The following is an 18003-nucleotide window of genomic DNA, read 5'->3' as shown; positions in this document are numbered from 1 at the left end:
GCGCTAAAAGTAGGTCGCCATACGCTCTTTAACGTTTAGTTGATCATCCACTAACAATATCTGGCGCCATTTATCGAAGGTTAAACAAGGATGAGAGGCGCCAAAGGCGACAATATCACCGACCTCGACATCTTGAGCCCCTTCCGGAAGGCCCACAAAGGTGTGCTGATCCATAATTTTCGTCACTTCCCAACCAGTCACCGGCAATGGCTGCGAGGGGTCACCTCCTTCCCGGAACCGACGCAGGGCAATAGGTAGCTGGTCATGACCGATATCACGCTTACCTAGCGCCACAATGGCAAGCCCAGGTTCGGGAAGCGACTGCACCTGGGCAAAGACTTCCAGGGCAGGCTCAAGCCCCTGCTGCAAATCCGGCCGGCGGCCTAATACCGCTGATTGCGCTTCACGATAAAGCCCATGGTCGTGGACGATGTAGCAACCTGGGCGTAGCACGGGGGTAAATCTTCCCTGAAGCGGTGCGCCCTGAAAGGCCTCTGCAATCACATCATACCAGGCGGAACCTGACGCGGTGACAATCGGGTTCTCTTCAGCAAAGCGTCCAGCAGCTTCGAGCTCTACGGCAACATCCACCAGGTATTTAGCATAGGTACGAATACCAGATTCGGGATTATCCCCGTGAACCACACCCTCATAGCCCTCCAGGCCCACCAGAGAAAGTGCTGGTTCACTAGCAATCACCTCCGCCAGCGAAAGAATTTGCTGCTGATTGCGGCAGCCACAGCGGCCACCCTCCACGCCTATCTCAATAAGCACCGATAACGTCAAGCCCCGCTCAGCAAAAAAGCGCCCGAGCTGGCGCGCATTCTCATGGCTATCGACCACACAATAAAACGCAGCGCCCTGTTCGATCAGACTGGCGATAATGGCCATATTTGCCTGACCCACCAGTTGGTTCGCCATCAATATTCGGGTAACGCCATTGGCGAAAGCCGCACGACACTGGGGCGCAGTGGCAAGTGTGATACCCCACGCACCTGCCTGGAGCTGTCGATGGAAAAGCGCGGGCGTCATGGTGGTTTTGCCATGGGGCGCCAAGCGAGCACCGTGAGCCTCTGCGAATCGTTGCATCCACTCTACGTTATGAGCCAGTGGGCCTTCATGCACCACGGCGGCGGGAAGGCTGACACCTGATAGAAGGTTTGATCCCAATTCCTCACCGCCTTTATCCATCGCTAACGCCATTGTCTGCATTCGCCCATATCCTCTTTTTTAATAAAGCATCTATGTTAGATACTTTCACAACTATTGACTTAAGGTTAGAAACTAACATACTTTTTAAATCAGGCAACCATTAGGAGTCCACGGTGAGCCAGGAAATCGACATCTTGTCACGTATTACCACTGACTTTGCTGCCTTGCGTGAAGCTGAAAAAAAAGTCGCCGAGCTGATATTTGCTGACATCGAGTTTGTCACCGAAGCAAGCATCGGTGACATCGCCCAGCGCGCGGGGGTAAGTGATGCCAGTGTCACCCGATTTGCACGCGCTATCGGCTGCACTAATGTGCGTGACTTAAAAACGCGCTTAACACGCGCTTTAGCAGCAGGTCGCCGTTTTATACAAGAAGCGACCCCCGAAGACAGCTCAAGCGTGGTGTATGACATTGCCACACAAACCCTCGCGCTTAACCGTGACTTGCTCGCCCAGGCCGATGTGGCAGGCGCGGTCGAACAGCTGGATAAAGCGCGCCAGATATTGGTATTTGGCGCAGGGGGCGGTTCCAGCATTCTCTGCCAAGAGTTTCAATTCCGTTTAGTCCGTCTTGGCTATGCGATCTGCGCTTACCCTCAAGCACTCTTACCCCGCATGGTAGCGTCAACCCTTGAGCCAAATGACGTAGTGGTTGTGCTATCGGTCACTGGCTATACCCCGGAGATGGTGGAGTCGGCACAAATTGCCAGGCAGTACGGCGCAAAAGTGATTGCCATCACCGCCCTGAATTCTCCTTTAGCCGATACATCCGACATTGTGCTCCCGATTACCTCTCGGGAAACCGACTTTATCTATCACCCTTCAGCTTCCCGCTACGCCATGCTGGCGGTCATCGATGTGTTAGCGCTTGAACTTGCCATGCGCCACCGAGAGCGTTCACGGACTAAATTGCGTCGTCTCAAGCTTAGCCTCGATGACCATCGCGGTGGCGACAACCGCCAGCCACTAGGAGATTAAGATGGTTTACGACCTGCTGATTCGTAACGCCAACGTACTGGATGGCTCCGGCGCCGCTCATTTTCGTGCCGATGTGGCTATTCAAGGCGAGCGTATCTGCGCCATCGGTGACATGCCCTACGCCACCGCCACCACCATGATTGACGCCGAAGGGCGCTATCTGACGCCTGGCTTTATCGATGTCCACACTCACGACGACACCAATGTCATTCGTACCCCAGAGATGCTGCCGAAACTGACACAAGGAGTAACGACGGTGGTGGTGGGTAACTGTGGGATCAGTGCGAGCCCCGTGACACTCACTCACGAAGTACCCGACCCCATGAATTTACTGGGCAAGCTAGAGGACTTTCGCTACCCAAGCTTCAGCGCCTATACCAATGCCGTAGACGCTGCCGCACCCAGTATTAACGTCGCCGCTTTGGTGGGGCATACGAGTCTGCGCAGCCAGGTGATGGACAGCTTCGCCCGCCCTGCCACTGCTGAAGAAATTGCACAAATGGAAGTGCTGCTAAGCCAAGCGCTGGATGAGGGAGCCCTAGGGCTTAGTTCAGGGCTTGCCTACCGTAACGCGATACACGCGCCGACCGCCGAGATGGCCCCACTGGTGGCAGCCGTTGGCCAATCAGGCGGCGTATATACCACCCATCTTCGAGATGAGTTTGCGGGCCTGCTGGGTGCCATGGACGAAGCATTTTCCACCGCTCGCAATGGCCAGGTGCCTCTGGTGATCTCGCACCTTAAATGCGCAGGCGCGGGCAATTGGGGAGGAGCGGGTAAAGCGCTGAGTAAACTGGAGACTGCCGCCCAGCACCAGCATGCCCACTGCGACTGCTACCCCTACACCGCAGGCTCCTCCACTCTCGATCTGGGCCAGGTCACGGATGAGATTGAGATCACCATTACCTGGTCGACACCGCACCCTAAGCAGGCGCGTCGCCCGTTAAAAGAGATCGCCGCCGAATGGGGGGTATCACTGTTAGATGCGGCCAAGCAGCTACAGCCGGCGGGGGCGGTTTACCACAACATGAGTGAAGCGGATATGCAGCAAGTGTTAGCGCACCCGCTCTCCATGGTCGGTTCCGATGGATTACCGAACGACCCGCACCCCCACCCACGCCTTTGGGGAGCCTTTCCGCGTGTGCTGGCCCACTACAGCCGCGATTTAAAGCTAATGCCGCTGGCCGAAGCGGTACGCAAAATGACCAGCCTTTCAGCGGCTAATTTCGGTTTAACGGATCGCGGCGTGATCCGCATAGGCGCCTACGCAGACCTCACTCTTTTTGATCTAACGATTCTTGAAGATACGGCCAATTACGAGACCCCCATCGCGGCCGCTAAAGGCATCGAAATGGTCATAGTGAACGGCAAAATCGCCTATTACCAAGGCGCAATTTCAGACCAGCGCGCTGGCAGGATGCTGCGCAGAACAGAGCGCATTTCTCAATCGATCCCCACCTTTCAACCCAACCAGGAGCAAACATCATGAGCATTACTCGATACGGCACGGAAGGCGGCGTAGGCACCGGCGGTCAGAAACTACCCTTTGCCCGCGCCGTAGAGGCAGGTGGCTGGCTATACGTCTCCGGACAAACACCCATGACCGACGGCGAAGTCGTTGAAGGCGGCATTGTTGAGCAGACCCGCCTCGCCTTCGATAACTGCCTGGCCATTATGCAAGAAGCAGGTTTCGGTGTTGAAGACGTCGTGCATGTCACCACCGTGCTCACCGATGCGCGCTATTTCACCTCGTTCAACAAGGTGTTTAAGGAGGTCTTTGGCGACAACCCACCAGCACGCATCTGCAGCGTTCAAGACTTGGTGGTGGATTGCAAAGTCGAGGTTGACGTGAAGTGCTTCCGCGCTGATCGCGTCTAGACACCCAACGTTAAGTACCCACAAAAAAAGCGCCGCACCCCGGCAAGGGCGCAGCGCCAGATTACCGCGTGATTAGGATAAAAAGCCCCGCGGTAATCGCTTCCATTGCCTACCTTCGGCCGCGGCAACGGCCGGATAAACAACGATAAGAGGTTAACATGAACAGCCAACTATTCCTTATTACCTTCGTGCTCTACATTGTCGCCATGATTGTGTTTGGCTGGTGGATTTCAAGACACAAACGGGGCAGCGGCGACGACTTTCTACTCGGCGGGCGAAGCGTACCGCTATTTCTCACCGTAGGTACTACGGTCGCGACCATGGTGGGCACCGGCTCCAGCATGGGCGCCGTCGGATTTGGTTACGCCAACGGCTGGGCAGGTGCTTTATACGGGCTTGGGGGCGCCGTGGGTATTTTACTGCTCGCGGTCTGTTTTGCTCCCGTACGTAAACTTCGCTTTATGACCATGAGTGAGGAACTCGCCTATTACGTCGGTGCTAATCGGCTGGTACGTAATGTGGTCGCGCTACTTATCTATATTGCCTGTATAGGCTGGCTGGGAGCACATATTCTTGGCGGTGGTCTCTACCTTTCCTGGATGGCGGATATCGATCTAACCACTGCGCGTATTCTGGTGGCGTTAGGCTTCGGCATTTACTGCGTGGTGGGAGGGTATTTTGCGGTTATCTGGACTGACACCATTCAAGCGGTTGTACTGTTTGCGGGTTTTATTTTGATGGCGGTGCTGGCGCTAGTGGAGGTTGGCGGCTTCTCAGGCCTTACGGCAGGTATGGATGCGGGGGCCACTAGCTTTCTAGGTATTGGTCAAATTGGTCCGCTGCCAGCGCTGTCACTGGCTGCCGTCATTGCCATTGGCGTGCTTGCTACACCCTCCTTTCGTCAGCGCATTTATTCAGGAAAATCAGTCAAATCGGTACGCCGCTCGTTCTTAATCACCGGCGTTCTTTACCTGGGCTTTTCGATCATTCCCGCGATTATTGGTATGGCCACCCACGCCCTTAACCCTGGGCTTGAAAATAGCAACTTCGCCTTCCCTTTCCTGGCCACTGAAATTATGCCCCTAGGATTAGGACTACTGCTATTGGTAGCGGGTCTTTCCGCTACGATGTCTAGCGCGAGCTCCGATGCCATTGCCGGTGTTTCCACGCTGATTCGCGATCTATATGTGCTGGCAACGGGCCGCACGCCCTCAGCGCGAAATGTAGTGCGCTTCTCGCGTATTGCGCTAGTGGCAACCATTGGTCTGGCGCTGCTGTTCGCGCTGGCCTCAGACAATGTCATCACCTACATCACCCGCATGATCTCGACGATTCTGTCAGGGCTGTTTGTGAGTGCCATGCTGGGCCGTTTCTGGTCACGTTATAACTGGCAGGGTGCCATCGCCACGTTAATTTTCGCGTCGGTGACCTCCTTAACGATTATTGCCAATAGCGACTGGACAGCCTTCTGGGGTAACCCAAGCATCCCCGCTGTGCTAGTAGCGCTGGTAGCGGGTGTGGTTGTAAGCCTAGTGACGCCCGCCTCACGCGTGACTTCTGCCCAGGCACTGGCAATTCTTGACCAAGAGCGCAAGCGTATGGAGCAAGTGCCCGAACCGACTCTCACGAACGCTGAAGCGCCCGCTGCACCTCGCTAATCGTTAGCCATTAGTGCGCACTAAAAAACCCCACTGATTGATTCAATCAGTGGGGTTTTGAACTTAACGGGATTATAAGCCCGCTAGTGCCTCACGCAACCCGCCCTGGGTGAGTGTTTGATATGCCACCAGCACCGCCTGTGCAAACGCATCGTCTTGTGCCAATGCGTTTGGCACCACATCGTCCATGGCTAAATAGGCCGCTACCAGCGCGCGGGGATCGCTACCATGCATCTGGTGCAGCTCTGCAAAGCGCTTGGCTAGCGGATCATCCACGGGGTAACTATTTCCTTGCAGGTCTTGACCCGCGGTATAGCGAATCCAGGCCGCCACCCCCAGCGCCACGCAGGGCGAAGTTTGACCAGCGGCACTACGTTCCAGCGCGCCGGAAAGCCAGCGCTGTGGAAGCTTTTGGCTACCATCCATAGCGATCTGCTGCAGACGATGACGCAAACTGTCATTGGCAAAGCGTGCCAGCAGCGAGTCAGCATAAGCGTCTAAATCGATTCCCTTGGGCATCTCAAGTGTAGGCGCCGCTTCTTCAAGCATATAGCGGCGCAGCAGCGCCCGAAGCTCGACGTGATTGATGCCGTCATAAACCGTTTCGATACCTGCAAGCGCACCCAGATAGGCAAGCAAGGAGTGGCTGCCATTGAGCATGCGCAGCTTCATGGTTTCAAACGGCGCCACATCTGCCACCATCTCAACCCCCTCAGCTTCCCAGCCGGGTCGACCCTGGGGGAAGTTATCTTCAACCACCCACTGCGTGAACGCTTCGCATACCACGGCATTTTGATCGGAAACGCCCAGTGCCGCTAAGCGCTCAAAATCGGCGTCGGTCATCGCAGGGACGATGCGATCCACCATGCTGCAGGGAAACGCCACTTCTCTGGCAATCCAACTGGCCAACGCTGCGTCTCGATGCTCGGCCAGTTGGACCACCGCTTGGCGTGTTCGCTTACCGTTATCCGGCATGTTGTCGCAAGAGAGAACGGTAAAGGGAGCAAGACCAGCCTCACGCCGCTGAGCTAACGCTTCTACCAATAGTCCAGGGGCAGTTCGCGGCTGTTGGGGCGAGACCATATCGCCGATGATCATCGGGTCATCGATTTTTAACTCACCGCTCGCGGGGTTTAAAAAGTAGCCCTTCTCAGTGACTGTTAACGTAACAACACGGGTATCCGCAGACGCCATTCGCGCCAGTAGCGCCTCTCGGTCTCGCCCCCAGCTATCCATACCTTCGTCCGCGCCATCACGGCCCGAGAATAGCGTCTCTTCAATAACGCCAATTTCACGCAGCGTGACGCTGTCACTATCGGCGTACTCCGCTACATGATAGCGCTGCCCTGCCGCACGTAAGCCGTCGACTAAACCAACGCTAGAGCGTAAATTCGCGCTGCAAACGCCCCACTCACCATCGCCACTGCGTTGACGATAACGTTCTAAATAGACCGCTTGGTGGGCGCGGTGAAAAGCGCCTAACCCCAGATGGACAATCCCGATCCGACCACTTCTTGGCTTTGCTTCAATAAGCTTTGGAGCCATCATCAACTACTCTCCCATCAGCAAGTTAGGCAACCAAAGCGAAATCGCGGGGACATAGGTCACCAACAACAGTACCGCCAAGTTGCACAGTAAAAAAGGCACGATGGCTTTTGCCACCGTCAACATAGGTAGCTTGCCAATCCCCGCTACCACGAATAGGCAGACCCCCACCGGCGGGGTTGTCAGCCCAATCATCAGGTTCAACACCGCGATTACCGCAAAGTGAACCGGATCGACACCCACGCCAGTGGCGACTCCCACCAAGGCCGGGAAAAGAATAATCAGCGCGGCAATGGTCTCCATAAAAGCGCCAACAAACAAAAGAATCAGGTTAAGGATGAGTAAGACAATGAGCGGGTTATCGCTAATGGAGAGAATCAGTGAGGCTATCATCTGAGGGATCTGCTCACTGGTGAGTATCCAGCCAAACAGGTTGGCTAACCCCACCATCAGCAGTAGTGCCGAAGAGGTTAATACGGTGTCTGACAAAATCGCCGGAAGCTTTTTCCACGACAGGCCTTTATACACATACATGCCGACGACCAAGGCATAGAGGCAAGCCACAATAGAAGCTTCGGTAGGGGTAAAGAACCCGCCAATAATGCCGTAGAGAATAATCACGGTCATCAGCAGTGCCCAGAAGGCCGTTTTGGCTTCGCGCAGCAGCTGCAAAAACGGTACCCGCTGCTCTTTGGGATATCCACGCCGAACGGCCAGGATATACACCGTAATCATCATGGCGAGGCCCATTAGAAGCCCCGGTACGGCACCTGCCAGGAACATCCGTCCGACCGAAATCCCGCTGAGCGAACCGGCAATGATCATGGGTACGCTGGGCGGTATAATCGGCCCAACGGTTGACGAGGCGGCGGTCACCGCAGCAGCAAACGGCTTGTCATAGCCTGAGCGAGCCATACCGGGAATCATCACCGAACCGATGCTGGCTGAATCTGCAACCGCCGTGCCGGAGATACCACCGAAAATCATCGACCCTGCCACATTGGCCAAGCCAAGACCGCCGCGAATGTGGCCTAACAGAGCATTGGAAAAACGCACAATATGATCAGTGATATTGCCCACGTTCATTAAATTGCCGGCCAGCACAAAGCCGGGAATACACAGCAGCACGAAGGTGTCGATACCCGCATACATGCGCTGCGGCACGATGGTTAATGAAATGCCTTCAAGCAGCAGATAAGAGAGCGAGGCTAACCCCAGCGCAAACGCAATGGGCATTCCCACCAAGAGCAAAACCAAGAAAACGCTAAAGAGGATAATAACTTCCATGCTTACGACTCCGGAAGGGAGGCAGAGGAGTGACACATTGCGATAATTCCCTCAAGACACCCCAGCAAGCTATAAACCAGGAGAAGCGCAAAGGTGACTACCGTTGAGAAAAAGATATACAGCATGGGAACATGCAGCGTGGGCGAGGTTTGCCAAGCGCCGTTTTGCGCATACTGCCAAGCGTAAGGCAGCACCAAAAAGGCAAACAGGCCAATCAGCGCACAGATCAACACTTGAAAGGCTGCCTGTATGCGCGGCCCCAGTAGATGATGGAAAAGCTCAACGCTGATGTTTCGGTTCTGTCGCAGCACCACACCAACAGATAGTGCCACCATATAAATAAACAGATAGCGCGAGAGTTCTTCGGTCCAGGCTATCGAAAACGGCAAAAATAGCCGTGAACAAATTTGCAGCAGTACCGTGGCGGCAATCGCAATCAGCGCCGTAACAGCCAACGTCAGAAAGCACGTGTCCACCCAGCCAATGACGCGCCCAATGGGGCCTTTAAATTTAGGCACCACCGACATTGAATCCAGACTCTCCAACGCTTGCTGTTCAAGCGCTTTGTGATCCGAGTTCATAACCGTATCCTCATGGGCAAGCTGCTTGTATCGTTAGAAAATGGACTGGCGCACGGCCAGCCCATTGTCATTATCAATTGACCACAAATCCGAGCTTACAGGTCTTGGATAGCGTCAAAGAGTTCACGCTGCTCTTCGGTTAAGGCCTCAAGCACGGCGGGGCGAGCTTTCTCTGCAAAGGCATCGACATCGACTTCCACGAACTCCATGCCACGCTCCTGTAGCGCTTGCTCAAGACGTGCTTGGTCATCAACGAAAAGCTCGGCTTGATACTCCTGCATCGTTTGAGCAGCGTCTCGCACCACTTGCTGAAGTTCTTCCGGCATACTTTCCAACTGGTTACGGCCAATCACCACGTAGATCCAGCTGCGCACATGGCCGGTCATGTTGACGTAGTCCTGCACCTCATTAAAGCTGGCGCTTTCGATCAGACTAAGCGGGTTCTCTTGACCTTCCAGGGTGTTTTGCTGCAGCGCAGTGAACACTTCGCTAAACGCCATTGGGGTTGGACGTGCCCCCATTGCCTGCCATGTATCAACGAATAGCGGCACGTTAGGAACGCGAAGACGTAACCCATCCAGCTCATCAGGCGTGCGGATAGGACGATTGGAGGTCAGCTCACGGGGGCCACGCTCAAACCACGCCAAAGGTACCAGGTTAGTGCGTTCAGTGATTTGCGCTTCAATCTCAGCACCAATATCGCCGTTAACGGCGGCATGGAGGTGTTCGGAATCTCTAAAGGCGTACGGTACCGCCATCATCGCGGCTTTCGGCGCCCAGTTCTGTAAGCTTTCACCGGTAATAGTCATATCCGCCGTGCCCAGTTGGATACTGTTGATCACGTCCATCTCGTTCCCAAGCTGCTCACTGGGATAGAGGCGTACTTCGATCTGCCCGTCAGAGTTTGCTTCGACCTCCTGTTTAAATTTCTCAGCGGCCTGGTGCCAAATGTTCTGCTCATTGGCTAAATGGCCAAAACGCAGGGTAAAGTCTGCCGCCATTAGTGAGTGACTGCCTAGCATGGCGGCCCCAAGAACAGCGCTGGTGATAAGTTGTTTGATCATTGTCTTTCTCCTGCACACGGGTGTTGTTAGTTGTTTATTGCAGCTATTAATTTCGCGTGGGTTGGCGTGGGTTGGAGTAGCATCCCTCAAGCACTGATTTGAATCAGCACCTTGCGGGCCTCTTCTGGCCGGTGGTCAAGCATGTCGATGGCGCTGGGCATGTCGCTTAGCGGCAACCGGTGGCTGACTAACGCCAACGGATCCAACTGCCCACTTGCCATTAGCTTTAGCACCTCCGGAAACTTACGGTTGTTGAGCCGCGACCCGATCAGGGTCAGCTCTTTCTTAATCACCTCTAACTGCACTAGCTCGCTGGGCTGAACGCTAAAGCCCAGTAGACCAATGCGCCCTGCTGGCGACGCTAAACGCAGCATTTGCGGTAACAGCGCTGGCACGCAGGCCGCATCGGCAATCAGCGGCACGCCTTCCCCCTGGGTTAAGGCAAGCACCTCTTTTTCCACATCCTGCTCGCGGCTATTAAATACCTGCGTTGCCCCAAGCTGTTTTGCCGCCACTAATCGCTCGTTAATAACATCAGTGACGATGACCTCTTCAATCCCCTTGGCCAAAGCCATTTGCAGGATCGTAAGGCCAATAACGCCGGCGCCCAGAATCATTAGTCGATCACCAGGGTGCGGCTGCATACGATCAAGTACGTTGGCGGCAATGGTATAAGGCTCAACTAAGGCAGCGGCGTCTAGCCCGATATGCTCAGGTAGGTGGTGTACGTTAGCCGCGGGTACGGCCACAAACTCTTCAAAACCACCATCGCGATGCACACCGATCACTTCAAGCGAACTGCACACGTTGGGACGGCCAATCCGACAGGGGTAGCACTCACCACAGCTGATAACGGGGTCAATGCACACGCGATCCCCAACGGCTACGTCAGCCACGCCTTCCCCTACCGCCTCCACTACCCCGGCGAACTCATGGCCGGTGATGCGCGGAAAGCGCACAAAGGCGTTGTCGCCATGGATAATGTGCATATCCGAGCCGCAGATACCGGCAAATGCTACGCGTACCAACGCTTCACCAGCGGCCACCTTGGGCGGATCAACTTCCGCGACCTGGTAGTCATGGGGCGCCTTTACCTGGAATGCTTTCATCTAGATGAACTCCTTCACCAGTGCCACAAGGTGCCGTCTTCTAACCGGTTCACCGGCAGGCTGGCGCGCTTATAGGGGTATTGCTTGGCTAACTGTTCATCGATATCAACACCATGCCCCGGCTTTTCACCAACGATGAAATGCCCGTCCTCAAAGCGATAATCGTGGGGGAATACCTCGTCAGTGGCGCTGGTATGCGGCATATACTCCTGGATGCCGAAGTTGGGTACCCAGGTGTCAAAGTGAATCGCCGCCCCCAAGCAAACCGGCGAAAGATCCGTTGGCCCGTGGAAGCCGGTACGCACGTGGTAAAGACCCGCCAAATCGGCAATGCGCCGTACGTGGGTGATCCCCCCGGCGTGGGTTAAAGTGGCGCGTATATAGTCAATCCACTGATTCTCGATCAACGCTTTGGCGTCAAACAGGCTGTTAAAGACTTCACCTACGGCCAGCGGCGTGGTGGTGTGCTGGCGGATAAGGCCAAACGCCTCCTGATTTTCAGCCGGTACGCAGTCTTCAAGCCAAAAGAGATGGTAGGGCTCCACTTCTTTACCTAAGCGAGCAGCCTCGATGGGCGTCAGGCGATGATGAACATCGTGTAGCACGTGCAAATCATCGCCGAAGCGCTCACGCACGGCGGCAAATAGTTTAGGCACATGGTTTAAGTATTTACTGGTACTCCACACATGCTCTGCGGGCAAATCAGAATCTGCAGGTTCATAGGGCTCACCCTCTTTTTTGGCGACACCATAGATGCTGGCAATGCCTGGCACACCAGCTTGAACGCGTACCGCTCTGTAGCCCTCATCCACATGGCGGGCGACCTCTTCTAGGCACGCTTCAATATCACGCCCTGTCGCATGACCGTAGACCATCACCCGATCGCGACTCTTACCACCCAACAGCTGGTAAAGCGGCATCCCCGCAAGCTTTGCTTTGATGTCCCATAGGGCTACGTCCACTGCGGCAATAGCCGTCATCGTTACTGGCCCACGCCGCCAGTAAGCGCCGCGATACAGAAAGTGCCAGATATCTTCAATGCGGCTAGCATCGCGACCAATTAATGTTGGTAACACATGTTCTTCCAGGTAGGCGACCACCGACAGCTCGCGGCCATTTAATGTGGCATCGCCGATCCCATACACTCCTGATTCGGTAACAATTTTCAGCGTGACAAAGTTGCGGCCTGGGGACGTTACGATTAAATATGCATCGCTAATGATCATGGTAAATCCATCACAAGAAGTAAAAAGAAGTTAACGCTCAAATAGGTAGCGCTGCACATTGTGGTAGCACACCGCACGAACCAGCTCGCCAACTCGGTCAATATCGTTGGGTAACTCGCCGCGGGTCATTTGAGTCCCCAGCATTTGGCAAAAAATACGCCGAAAATACTCATGACGAGAAAACGATAGAAGGCTACGAGAATCAGTCAGCATGCCCACAAAGTGGCGCAGCAAACCAAACTGCATCTGGGTAGTTAGCTGGCGTTCCATGCCATCACGCTGGTCGTTAAACCACCATGCGGCTCCAAACTGCACTTTTCCGGGGATTCCATCACCTTGAAAGGAACCGGCCAGCCCAGCGAGCATTTCGTTATCCCGCGGGTTAAGGTTATAAAGCACGGTGCGCGGCAGTTGATGCTGGCTATCCAGCGCATCCAACAGCGCCGCTAAAGGTTCTGCGTAGGTGATATCGCCAATCGCATCGAAACCACTGTTAGCGCCTATGTCACGACGCCCCCGCTGGCTTAAATCGCGCAAAGCGCCAATGTGAAGCTGCATGACCCAGCCCCGGCGTGCATACTCCTTACCGAGCCATAGCAGCACCGCTGTGGTAAAGCCGTGCACATCATCACTACTCAGTTCATTTCCGCGCTTTCTGCGGTCGAGTATCCGATCCAGCTCATAAGCTGCAGGAGGCTCAACAAAAACGGGCTTCTCAAGGCTATGGTCGGAAAGGCAGCAACCTAAACTTTCGAAATGTTCGAGACGCTGGTACAGAGCAGCCAGCAAATCATCGAAACGCTGTATCGTCACACCACTGGCAACTTCGAGCGTAGCGAGATAATCGACAAACGCTGGCTGTTCTATTTTGAGAACCGCATCAGCTCGAAATGTCGGCAGCATAGTCGGCCCAGTGTTCGCCTTCGCGTGCCGTTGATGGGTTTCCAAGCTATCCACAGGATCATCCGTGGTACAAATAGTACGCACGTTAAAGCGCTCCAAAATCCCTTGAGCACTAAGCTGTGGAGTTGCTAGCCGCTGTTTAGATAGGTGCCATATCTCCTCAGCTGTCTGTGCAGAGAGGAGAATATTGTCGATCCCTAACGGCTTCTTAAGCTCAAGATGCGTCCAATGATAGAGTGGATTGCCTAAGCAGTCGGGTACGGTTTCCGCCCATGCTTGAAAGCGTTCTCGGTCACTGACATCTCCGGTTATACGCTGCTCAGCAACACCCGCGCAGCGCATTGCACGCCATTTATAGTGATCCCCTTTTAGCCATAGCTGGGTTAAATTATCGAACTGGGTATTATGAGCTATTTCGACTGGATCTAAGTGCGAGTGATAATCGCAAATCGGCATGATCGCTGCGTGCTCATGATAAAGCCGTCGGGCTGCTTCATTTTCTAACAGAAAGTCTTTGCCCATGAACTCAACATTATCATTAAACTTCATCATCGCTCCTTCATTATGAGAGTGTCATAGGCAGATTTAGCCCAGCAATAAATTAGGCAAAAACAGCACTACATTGGGGAAGAAGAGAATGCCTAGCACAACCACAAATACAGCAAAGGCAAAAGGCAGTAACTCACGGCTATACTCATAAAAAGAGCATCGTAATATTCCGCACACGGTATACATTGAAATACCCACAGGAGGTGTCATGCCACCGAACGTAACCAGCGTCATCATTAACAGCCCAAAATGAACAGGATCAACACCTGCGGCTTTAATAACGGGCACCAAGATGGGGGTTAACAACATGACAACAACCGTGGCTTCTAACAACATACCTAGAAAAACAAGTATTACGGAAACTGCCAGCAACAGTGTTATATGACTAGAGAATACGCCGAGTGTTAGCTCTGCTATTGTTTGCGGCACCCTTTCGAAAGAGACGACATAACCAATAATGCCTGAGAACATAATAATCAGCATTATCATGCCAATATCTCTTACGCTGGCACGCATGGCATTAAGTATCTCTTTAATACCCATTTCTCGGTGTATTACGTAGCCCACCAACAAGGCATAAGCAACCGCAAAAGCACCTGCTTCGGAAGGGGTAAAAAGTCCATAGCGAATACCCACCAAGAGCCATACGGGGAAGAGAATTGCCCAGATACTGCCACGTAGGGCCTTAAGCACTTCACGGCCGGTGGGCAACCGCTCCCTTACTGGCTGATAGCCCCGTCGTTTAGCCATGATGTAAGTGGTCAGCATCAGCGCCACCATTAGCAAGAAGCCCGGCACGAGGCCTGCGATAAATAGCCGCCCTATCGAAACTTCGCCAAGATAGCCGTAAAGGATCAAACCGATACTCGGTGGAATGGTCGCAGTAATCAGCCCCCCAATAGAGAGCACCGCCCCAGTAAACCCCGCTGAATAGCCTCCCTTGATCATGCTTTTTCCCAGCACCCTGGATTGCATTGCGGCATCCGCCACGGCAGAACCGGAAACCCCGCCCATTAAGGTGCTCAACACGATACTTGCCTGGGCTAAACCACCGCTCATCCATCCTGCTAATAGAGTAGAAAGGTGAACCAAACGGGGGGTAATACCGCTGGCGTTCATTAAATGGCCGATGAAAATAAACAACGGCACAGCTAATAGTGGAAATGATTGCGTCGAAGATACAATGCGCTGGACGGCAATGCTTGTCGGTAAAAATGTTTCTGGCAATAAGAAATAGGAGAAACCCGCAATTCCAATAGCAAAGGCAACGGGCATACCTATCGCCATGAGAAGCAGACCGAATCCTAATAACAGAGCTGCCGTCATAGCGCCTCCTCCACAATGTCATCATCGTCAACAACCAAACTCCCGATGACGCCCTTAGCGAACAAGCGGCGTACCAGTGAAAGCATCATTAACAATGCCCCGACAGGAAGTGCCAGAGTGATATACCCATAACTAAGTCCTGCCACTCCCATGGGACGCTGCCAGTTTGAAGCTGCTAGAACGAAGCCATACCAGATTAAAAGAGCCAGAAAGAGCATCATCATCCCAACACATAGGCTGGTAATCATGAGCTGTAACTTAAGAGGTAAACGAATGACAAGGGCATCAATTCGCACCTGGCCTCCCTGGCGCAGGGTAATATCAGCCCCTAATACAGCAGTCCAAATAAACAAAAATTGTGCAAGCTCAGCGCCCCCTGCAAAAGGATTCCCTATTGCCCTAGCCGTTGAGCTAACTAACATGGTGAGAGAGGTACCACCGAGTAGCATAATAGCCAGCCACTCCTCACCTTTATCGTACCAATGCCACATACAGCATTCCTCGCCCTATACGGGCATCCGGACAGTTAAGTAATAGCAAAAGACAAAAAGGGTGCAGCCCCCGCCCTGGCGAGCAGAGGGCTGAGACTCACTCTGAAGAAAGCAATTGATCACGATACTGGTTGTAACCTAGCTCTTCATAAACGCTGCCCATTCGATCTCTGAATACGCCCATATCCACTTGAGAAAACGTAACGCCCTCCGCTACCATCCGCGCGCGCACTGAGGCTTGAGCCGCTGCGGTTGCTTGACTAGCAGCTTCACCAGCTTTTAGCAGTTCTTCATCAAGAATAGAGCGCAGCTCATCAGGTAATGCTTGATACCACTGTTCAGAAGTCGCAATACCGGTCATCAAATGAATATGGTTTGTTAGTGCCACATGAGTAATAACTTCATGCAGATTTTGGCCTTCAGCGGCGGTTAGTTGTGCTTCAGCCCCGTCGATCGACCCTAGCTGTAGCGCTGAGTAAACTTCTGACCAAGGCAGCGGTGTTGGAGTAGCGCCCATCGCTTCGACGGTTTTCACCCATACTGGTGAGTTGATAGTCCGCACACGCACACCACTCAAATCATCAGGTGTCTTCACTTCATTTTGAGTCAGCATCTGCCGTGACCCTTGAAACCAGTTATAATTGAGTAATCGTAAACCACTGGTTTCTGCCATACTTTCGACCCAATCAAGGTAAAGCGGAGATGTTGTGATTTGGTCATAGTCACGATAGTCTTCAACTAAATAAGGGGCACTTAAGATACCCAACTCAGGTTGATACTCCGATAAACGCCCCGCATCGACTAAGATCGCGATATTGGCACCACTACGAATTTGTTCGATCACGTCTTCGTCAGAACCAAGCTGGCTGTTTGGGAAAATCTGAATGGTCAGCTCTCCCTCTGAGCGCTCATCAATCGCCTCTTTAGCGCTCTCCATCGCCTGAGCAATGGGATCCTGAGGACTCAACGCAATTGAGACATTAAGCTGGTAAGCAGCGTGAGCCGAATGGCTTGCGACAACCAATGCAACAGCAGGCAGTAATTTTGTGAGTTTCATGTAGGGCTCCTAAAGACATCTATTTATTGTTGATAATTCACCAGCCAGTTCTGGCTGGATCTACTTCATGCAACTTGTGCAGCGTTGTTGTACTCATTAGTGGGTTTTATATAGTTAGCGCATGAACATTCATGCTCACACCTTCAAACAGCTCCGGAAAGCGATGCTCTAATTCAGGCAGAGAGTGGAGTATTTCACATTGATGAATACTCATTGCCTGAACTGCCGCGTCAGTATCTCCAGCAGATATCGCATCCACGATGGCCTGATGCTGATCGGCCAATTTCGGAATAGGCGTAGAATCAGGAATACTCAAATACCGTACTCTGTCTAATTGTGCTTTGACGTCTTCAATCACATTCCACGCCATGGTTTGTCCCGTAGCCAATGCCAAGGTGCGATGAAACATTTCATCAAGAAAGAAGAAGCGGTCATGGTCTTGTCGCTCGATGCAGCTACGCTGTCGATCAATAAGCTCGTTAAGCTCCATTAGCACGCCAGACTGAAGGGGTTGCTTGGTGGCTTCGCGTACGATTGACACCTCAAGCGACTCACGAATAAATCGTGCCTCTAGCACCGCTTGGCGCGAAATGCGTACAACATAGGTTCCCCTTTGAGGGCGAACTTCCACCAAGCCTGACTCTGAGAGCCTTATGAAAGCTTCCCGCACTGGCTGACGGCTCACCGAAAAAGTGTCGGCAAGCTCCTTTTCCGATAGCGCCTGCCCCGGCGCCAGTACCATCTGAATAATCGACTGCCTCAGCACATGAAATAGCCGTTGGCGAACCGATTCCCCTTCGTGGGTTCCCTGCCAGAGCGTTTGTAATGTCGTGTGCATTGCACCTGATCCTAATTAGAGAAGCCCGAGACGATTAGCGCCAGAAGCTGATATGACTAGTATGGTAGTTGAATTGAGATAAAAAAAGGCTCATCGCTATACCCTTTAGTCGCATGTCGCGCCGGACATCTAATAGCCAACTTCTTAGCTGGTTCTGAGAAATATCTTACATAACATCTCGGTTTAGCGTATTTTTTGAACTTTGAGCTGTAATAAAATCGGCATTCAAACGCGAGTATTTAGCAGACGAATCACCTAAAATGGTTTGAGACAAACGACTGAATACTGCCCAATACGGCAAT

The 18003-nt window shown here is 53.2% G+C and carries 16 protein-coding genes; 4 read left to right on the top strand and 12 right to left on the bottom strand.

Going from position 1 to position 18003, the window contains the following annotated elements; all coding sequences use genetic code 11:
- Positions 1–3: 3 nt before the first annotated feature.
- A complete protein-coding gene (locus ACW17M_RS02735; RefSeq protein WP_027959015.1) occupies positions 4–1212 on the bottom strand; it encodes an amino acid deaminase in 1209 nt (402 codons plus the stop codon).
- Between the two features lie 113 nt (positions 1213–1325).
- Here ACW17M_RS02735 and ACW17M_RS02730 point away from each other — a divergent pair, with 113 nt between their 5' ends.
- The 4 genes from ACW17M_RS02730 to ACW17M_RS02715 all read left to right on the top strand — a co-directional run bounded on the left by ACW17M_RS02730 (position 1326) and on the right by ACW17M_RS02715 (position 5725).
- The gene (locus ACW17M_RS02730; protein WP_009287708.1) at positions 1326–2189 is read left to right on the top strand and encodes a MurR/RpiR family transcriptional regulator; all 864 of its coding nucleotides are present in this window, start codon (positions 1326–1328) and stop codon (positions 2187–2189) included.
- Between the two features lies 1 nt (position 2190).
- Positions 2191–3678 (top strand): N-acyl-D-amino-acid deacylase family protein, encoded by a 1488-nt coding sequence (locus ACW17M_RS02725; protein ID WP_457546887.1) that lies wholly within the window; start codon positions 2191–2193, stop codon positions 3676–3678.
- On the top strand, positions 3675–4067 hold the full coding sequence (locus ACW17M_RS02720) for a RidA family protein (protein ID WP_022524043.1): 393 nt from the start codon (positions 3675–3677) through the stop codon (positions 4065–4067). Before ACW17M_RS02725 ends, ACW17M_RS02720 begins: the two co-directional genes overlap by 4 nt.
- A gap of 158 nt (positions 4068–4225) precedes the next feature.
- Entirely contained in the window at positions 4226–5725 is a 1500-nt protein-coding gene (locus ACW17M_RS02715; RefSeq protein WP_161463487.1) for a sodium:solute symporter family protein, read from the top strand.
- Positions 5726–5797: 72 nt separating this feature from the next.
- Here the strand turns inward: ACW17M_RS02715 and ACW17M_RS02710 are convergent, their stop codons facing one another.
- The 11 genes from ACW17M_RS02710 to ACW17M_RS02660 form a co-directional block, all read right to left on the bottom strand.
- Positions 5798–7273, bottom strand: a complete 1476-nt coding sequence (locus ACW17M_RS02710) for a mannitol dehydrogenase family protein (protein WP_138800020.1) — start codon at positions 7271–7273, stop codon at positions 5798–5800.
- Positions 7274–7276: 3 nt separating this feature from the next.
- Entirely contained in the window at positions 7277–8557 is a 1281-nt protein-coding gene (locus tag ACW17M_RS02705; protein ID WP_022524046.1) for a TRAP transporter large permease, read from the bottom strand.
- Between the two features lie 2 nt (positions 8558–8559).
- Complete coding sequence (locus tag ACW17M_RS02700; RefSeq protein WP_230803972.1) at positions 8560–9138, bottom strand: TRAP transporter small permease; 579 nt, start codon at positions 9136–9138, stop codon at positions 8560–8562.
- Positions 9139–9233: 95 nt separating this feature from the next.
- Positions 9234–10202 carry a TRAP transporter substrate-binding protein gene (locus ACW17M_RS02695; protein WP_022524048.1) on the bottom strand — a complete coding sequence of 323 codons (969 nt, stop codon included), beginning with the start codon at positions 10200–10202 and terminating at the stop codon, positions 9234–9236.
- Between the two features lie 86 nt (positions 10203–10288).
- Positions 10289–11311 carry a Zn-dependent oxidoreductase gene (locus ACW17M_RS02690; protein WP_457546886.1) on the bottom strand — a complete coding sequence of 341 codons (1023 nt, stop codon included), beginning with the start codon at positions 11309–11311 and terminating at the stop codon, positions 10289–10291.
- Between the two features lie 14 nt (positions 11312–11325).
- A complete protein-coding gene (gene manD, locus ACW17M_RS02685) occupies positions 11326–12537 on the bottom strand; it encodes a D-mannonate dehydratase ManD (RefSeq protein WP_041157987.1) in 1212 nt (403 codons plus the stop codon).
- A gap of 30 nt (positions 12538–12567) precedes the next feature.
- Entirely contained in the window at positions 12568–13989 is a 1422-nt protein-coding gene (gene uxaC / locus ACW17M_RS02680) for a glucuronate isomerase (protein WP_230803974.1), read from the bottom strand.
- Positions 13990–14025: 36 nt separating this feature from the next.
- Positions 14026–15315, bottom strand: a complete 1290-nt coding sequence (locus ACW17M_RS02675) for a TRAP transporter large permease (RefSeq protein ID WP_457546885.1) — start codon at positions 15313–15315, stop codon at positions 14026–14028.
- Positions 15312–15806, bottom strand: coding sequence for a TRAP transporter small permease (locus tag ACW17M_RS02670; RefSeq protein ID WP_022524052.1), 495 nt, complete (start codon positions 15804–15806; stop codon positions 15312–15314). The genes ACW17M_RS02675 and ACW17M_RS02670 overlap by 4 nt, the downstream gene beginning before the upstream one ends.
- Before the next feature lie 97 nt (positions 15807–15903).
- Positions 15904–16863 carry a C4-dicarboxylate TRAP transporter substrate-binding protein gene (locus ACW17M_RS02665; RefSeq protein WP_009287701.1) on the bottom strand — a complete coding sequence of 320 codons (960 nt, stop codon included), beginning with the start codon at positions 16861–16863 and terminating at the stop codon, positions 15904–15906.
- Between the two features lie 106 nt (positions 16864–16969).
- Complete coding sequence (locus ACW17M_RS02660) at positions 16970–17701, bottom strand: GntR family transcriptional regulator (RefSeq protein WP_027959012.1); 732 nt, start codon at positions 17699–17701, stop codon at positions 16970–16972.
- Positions 17702–18003 lie beyond the last annotated feature (302 nt).

Source organism: Vreelandella sp. 2A-K22 (assembly GCF_054065485.1).
Note: the sequence above shows the minus strand (reverse complement) of the source record. Positions and strands in the feature narration are given on the sequence as shown.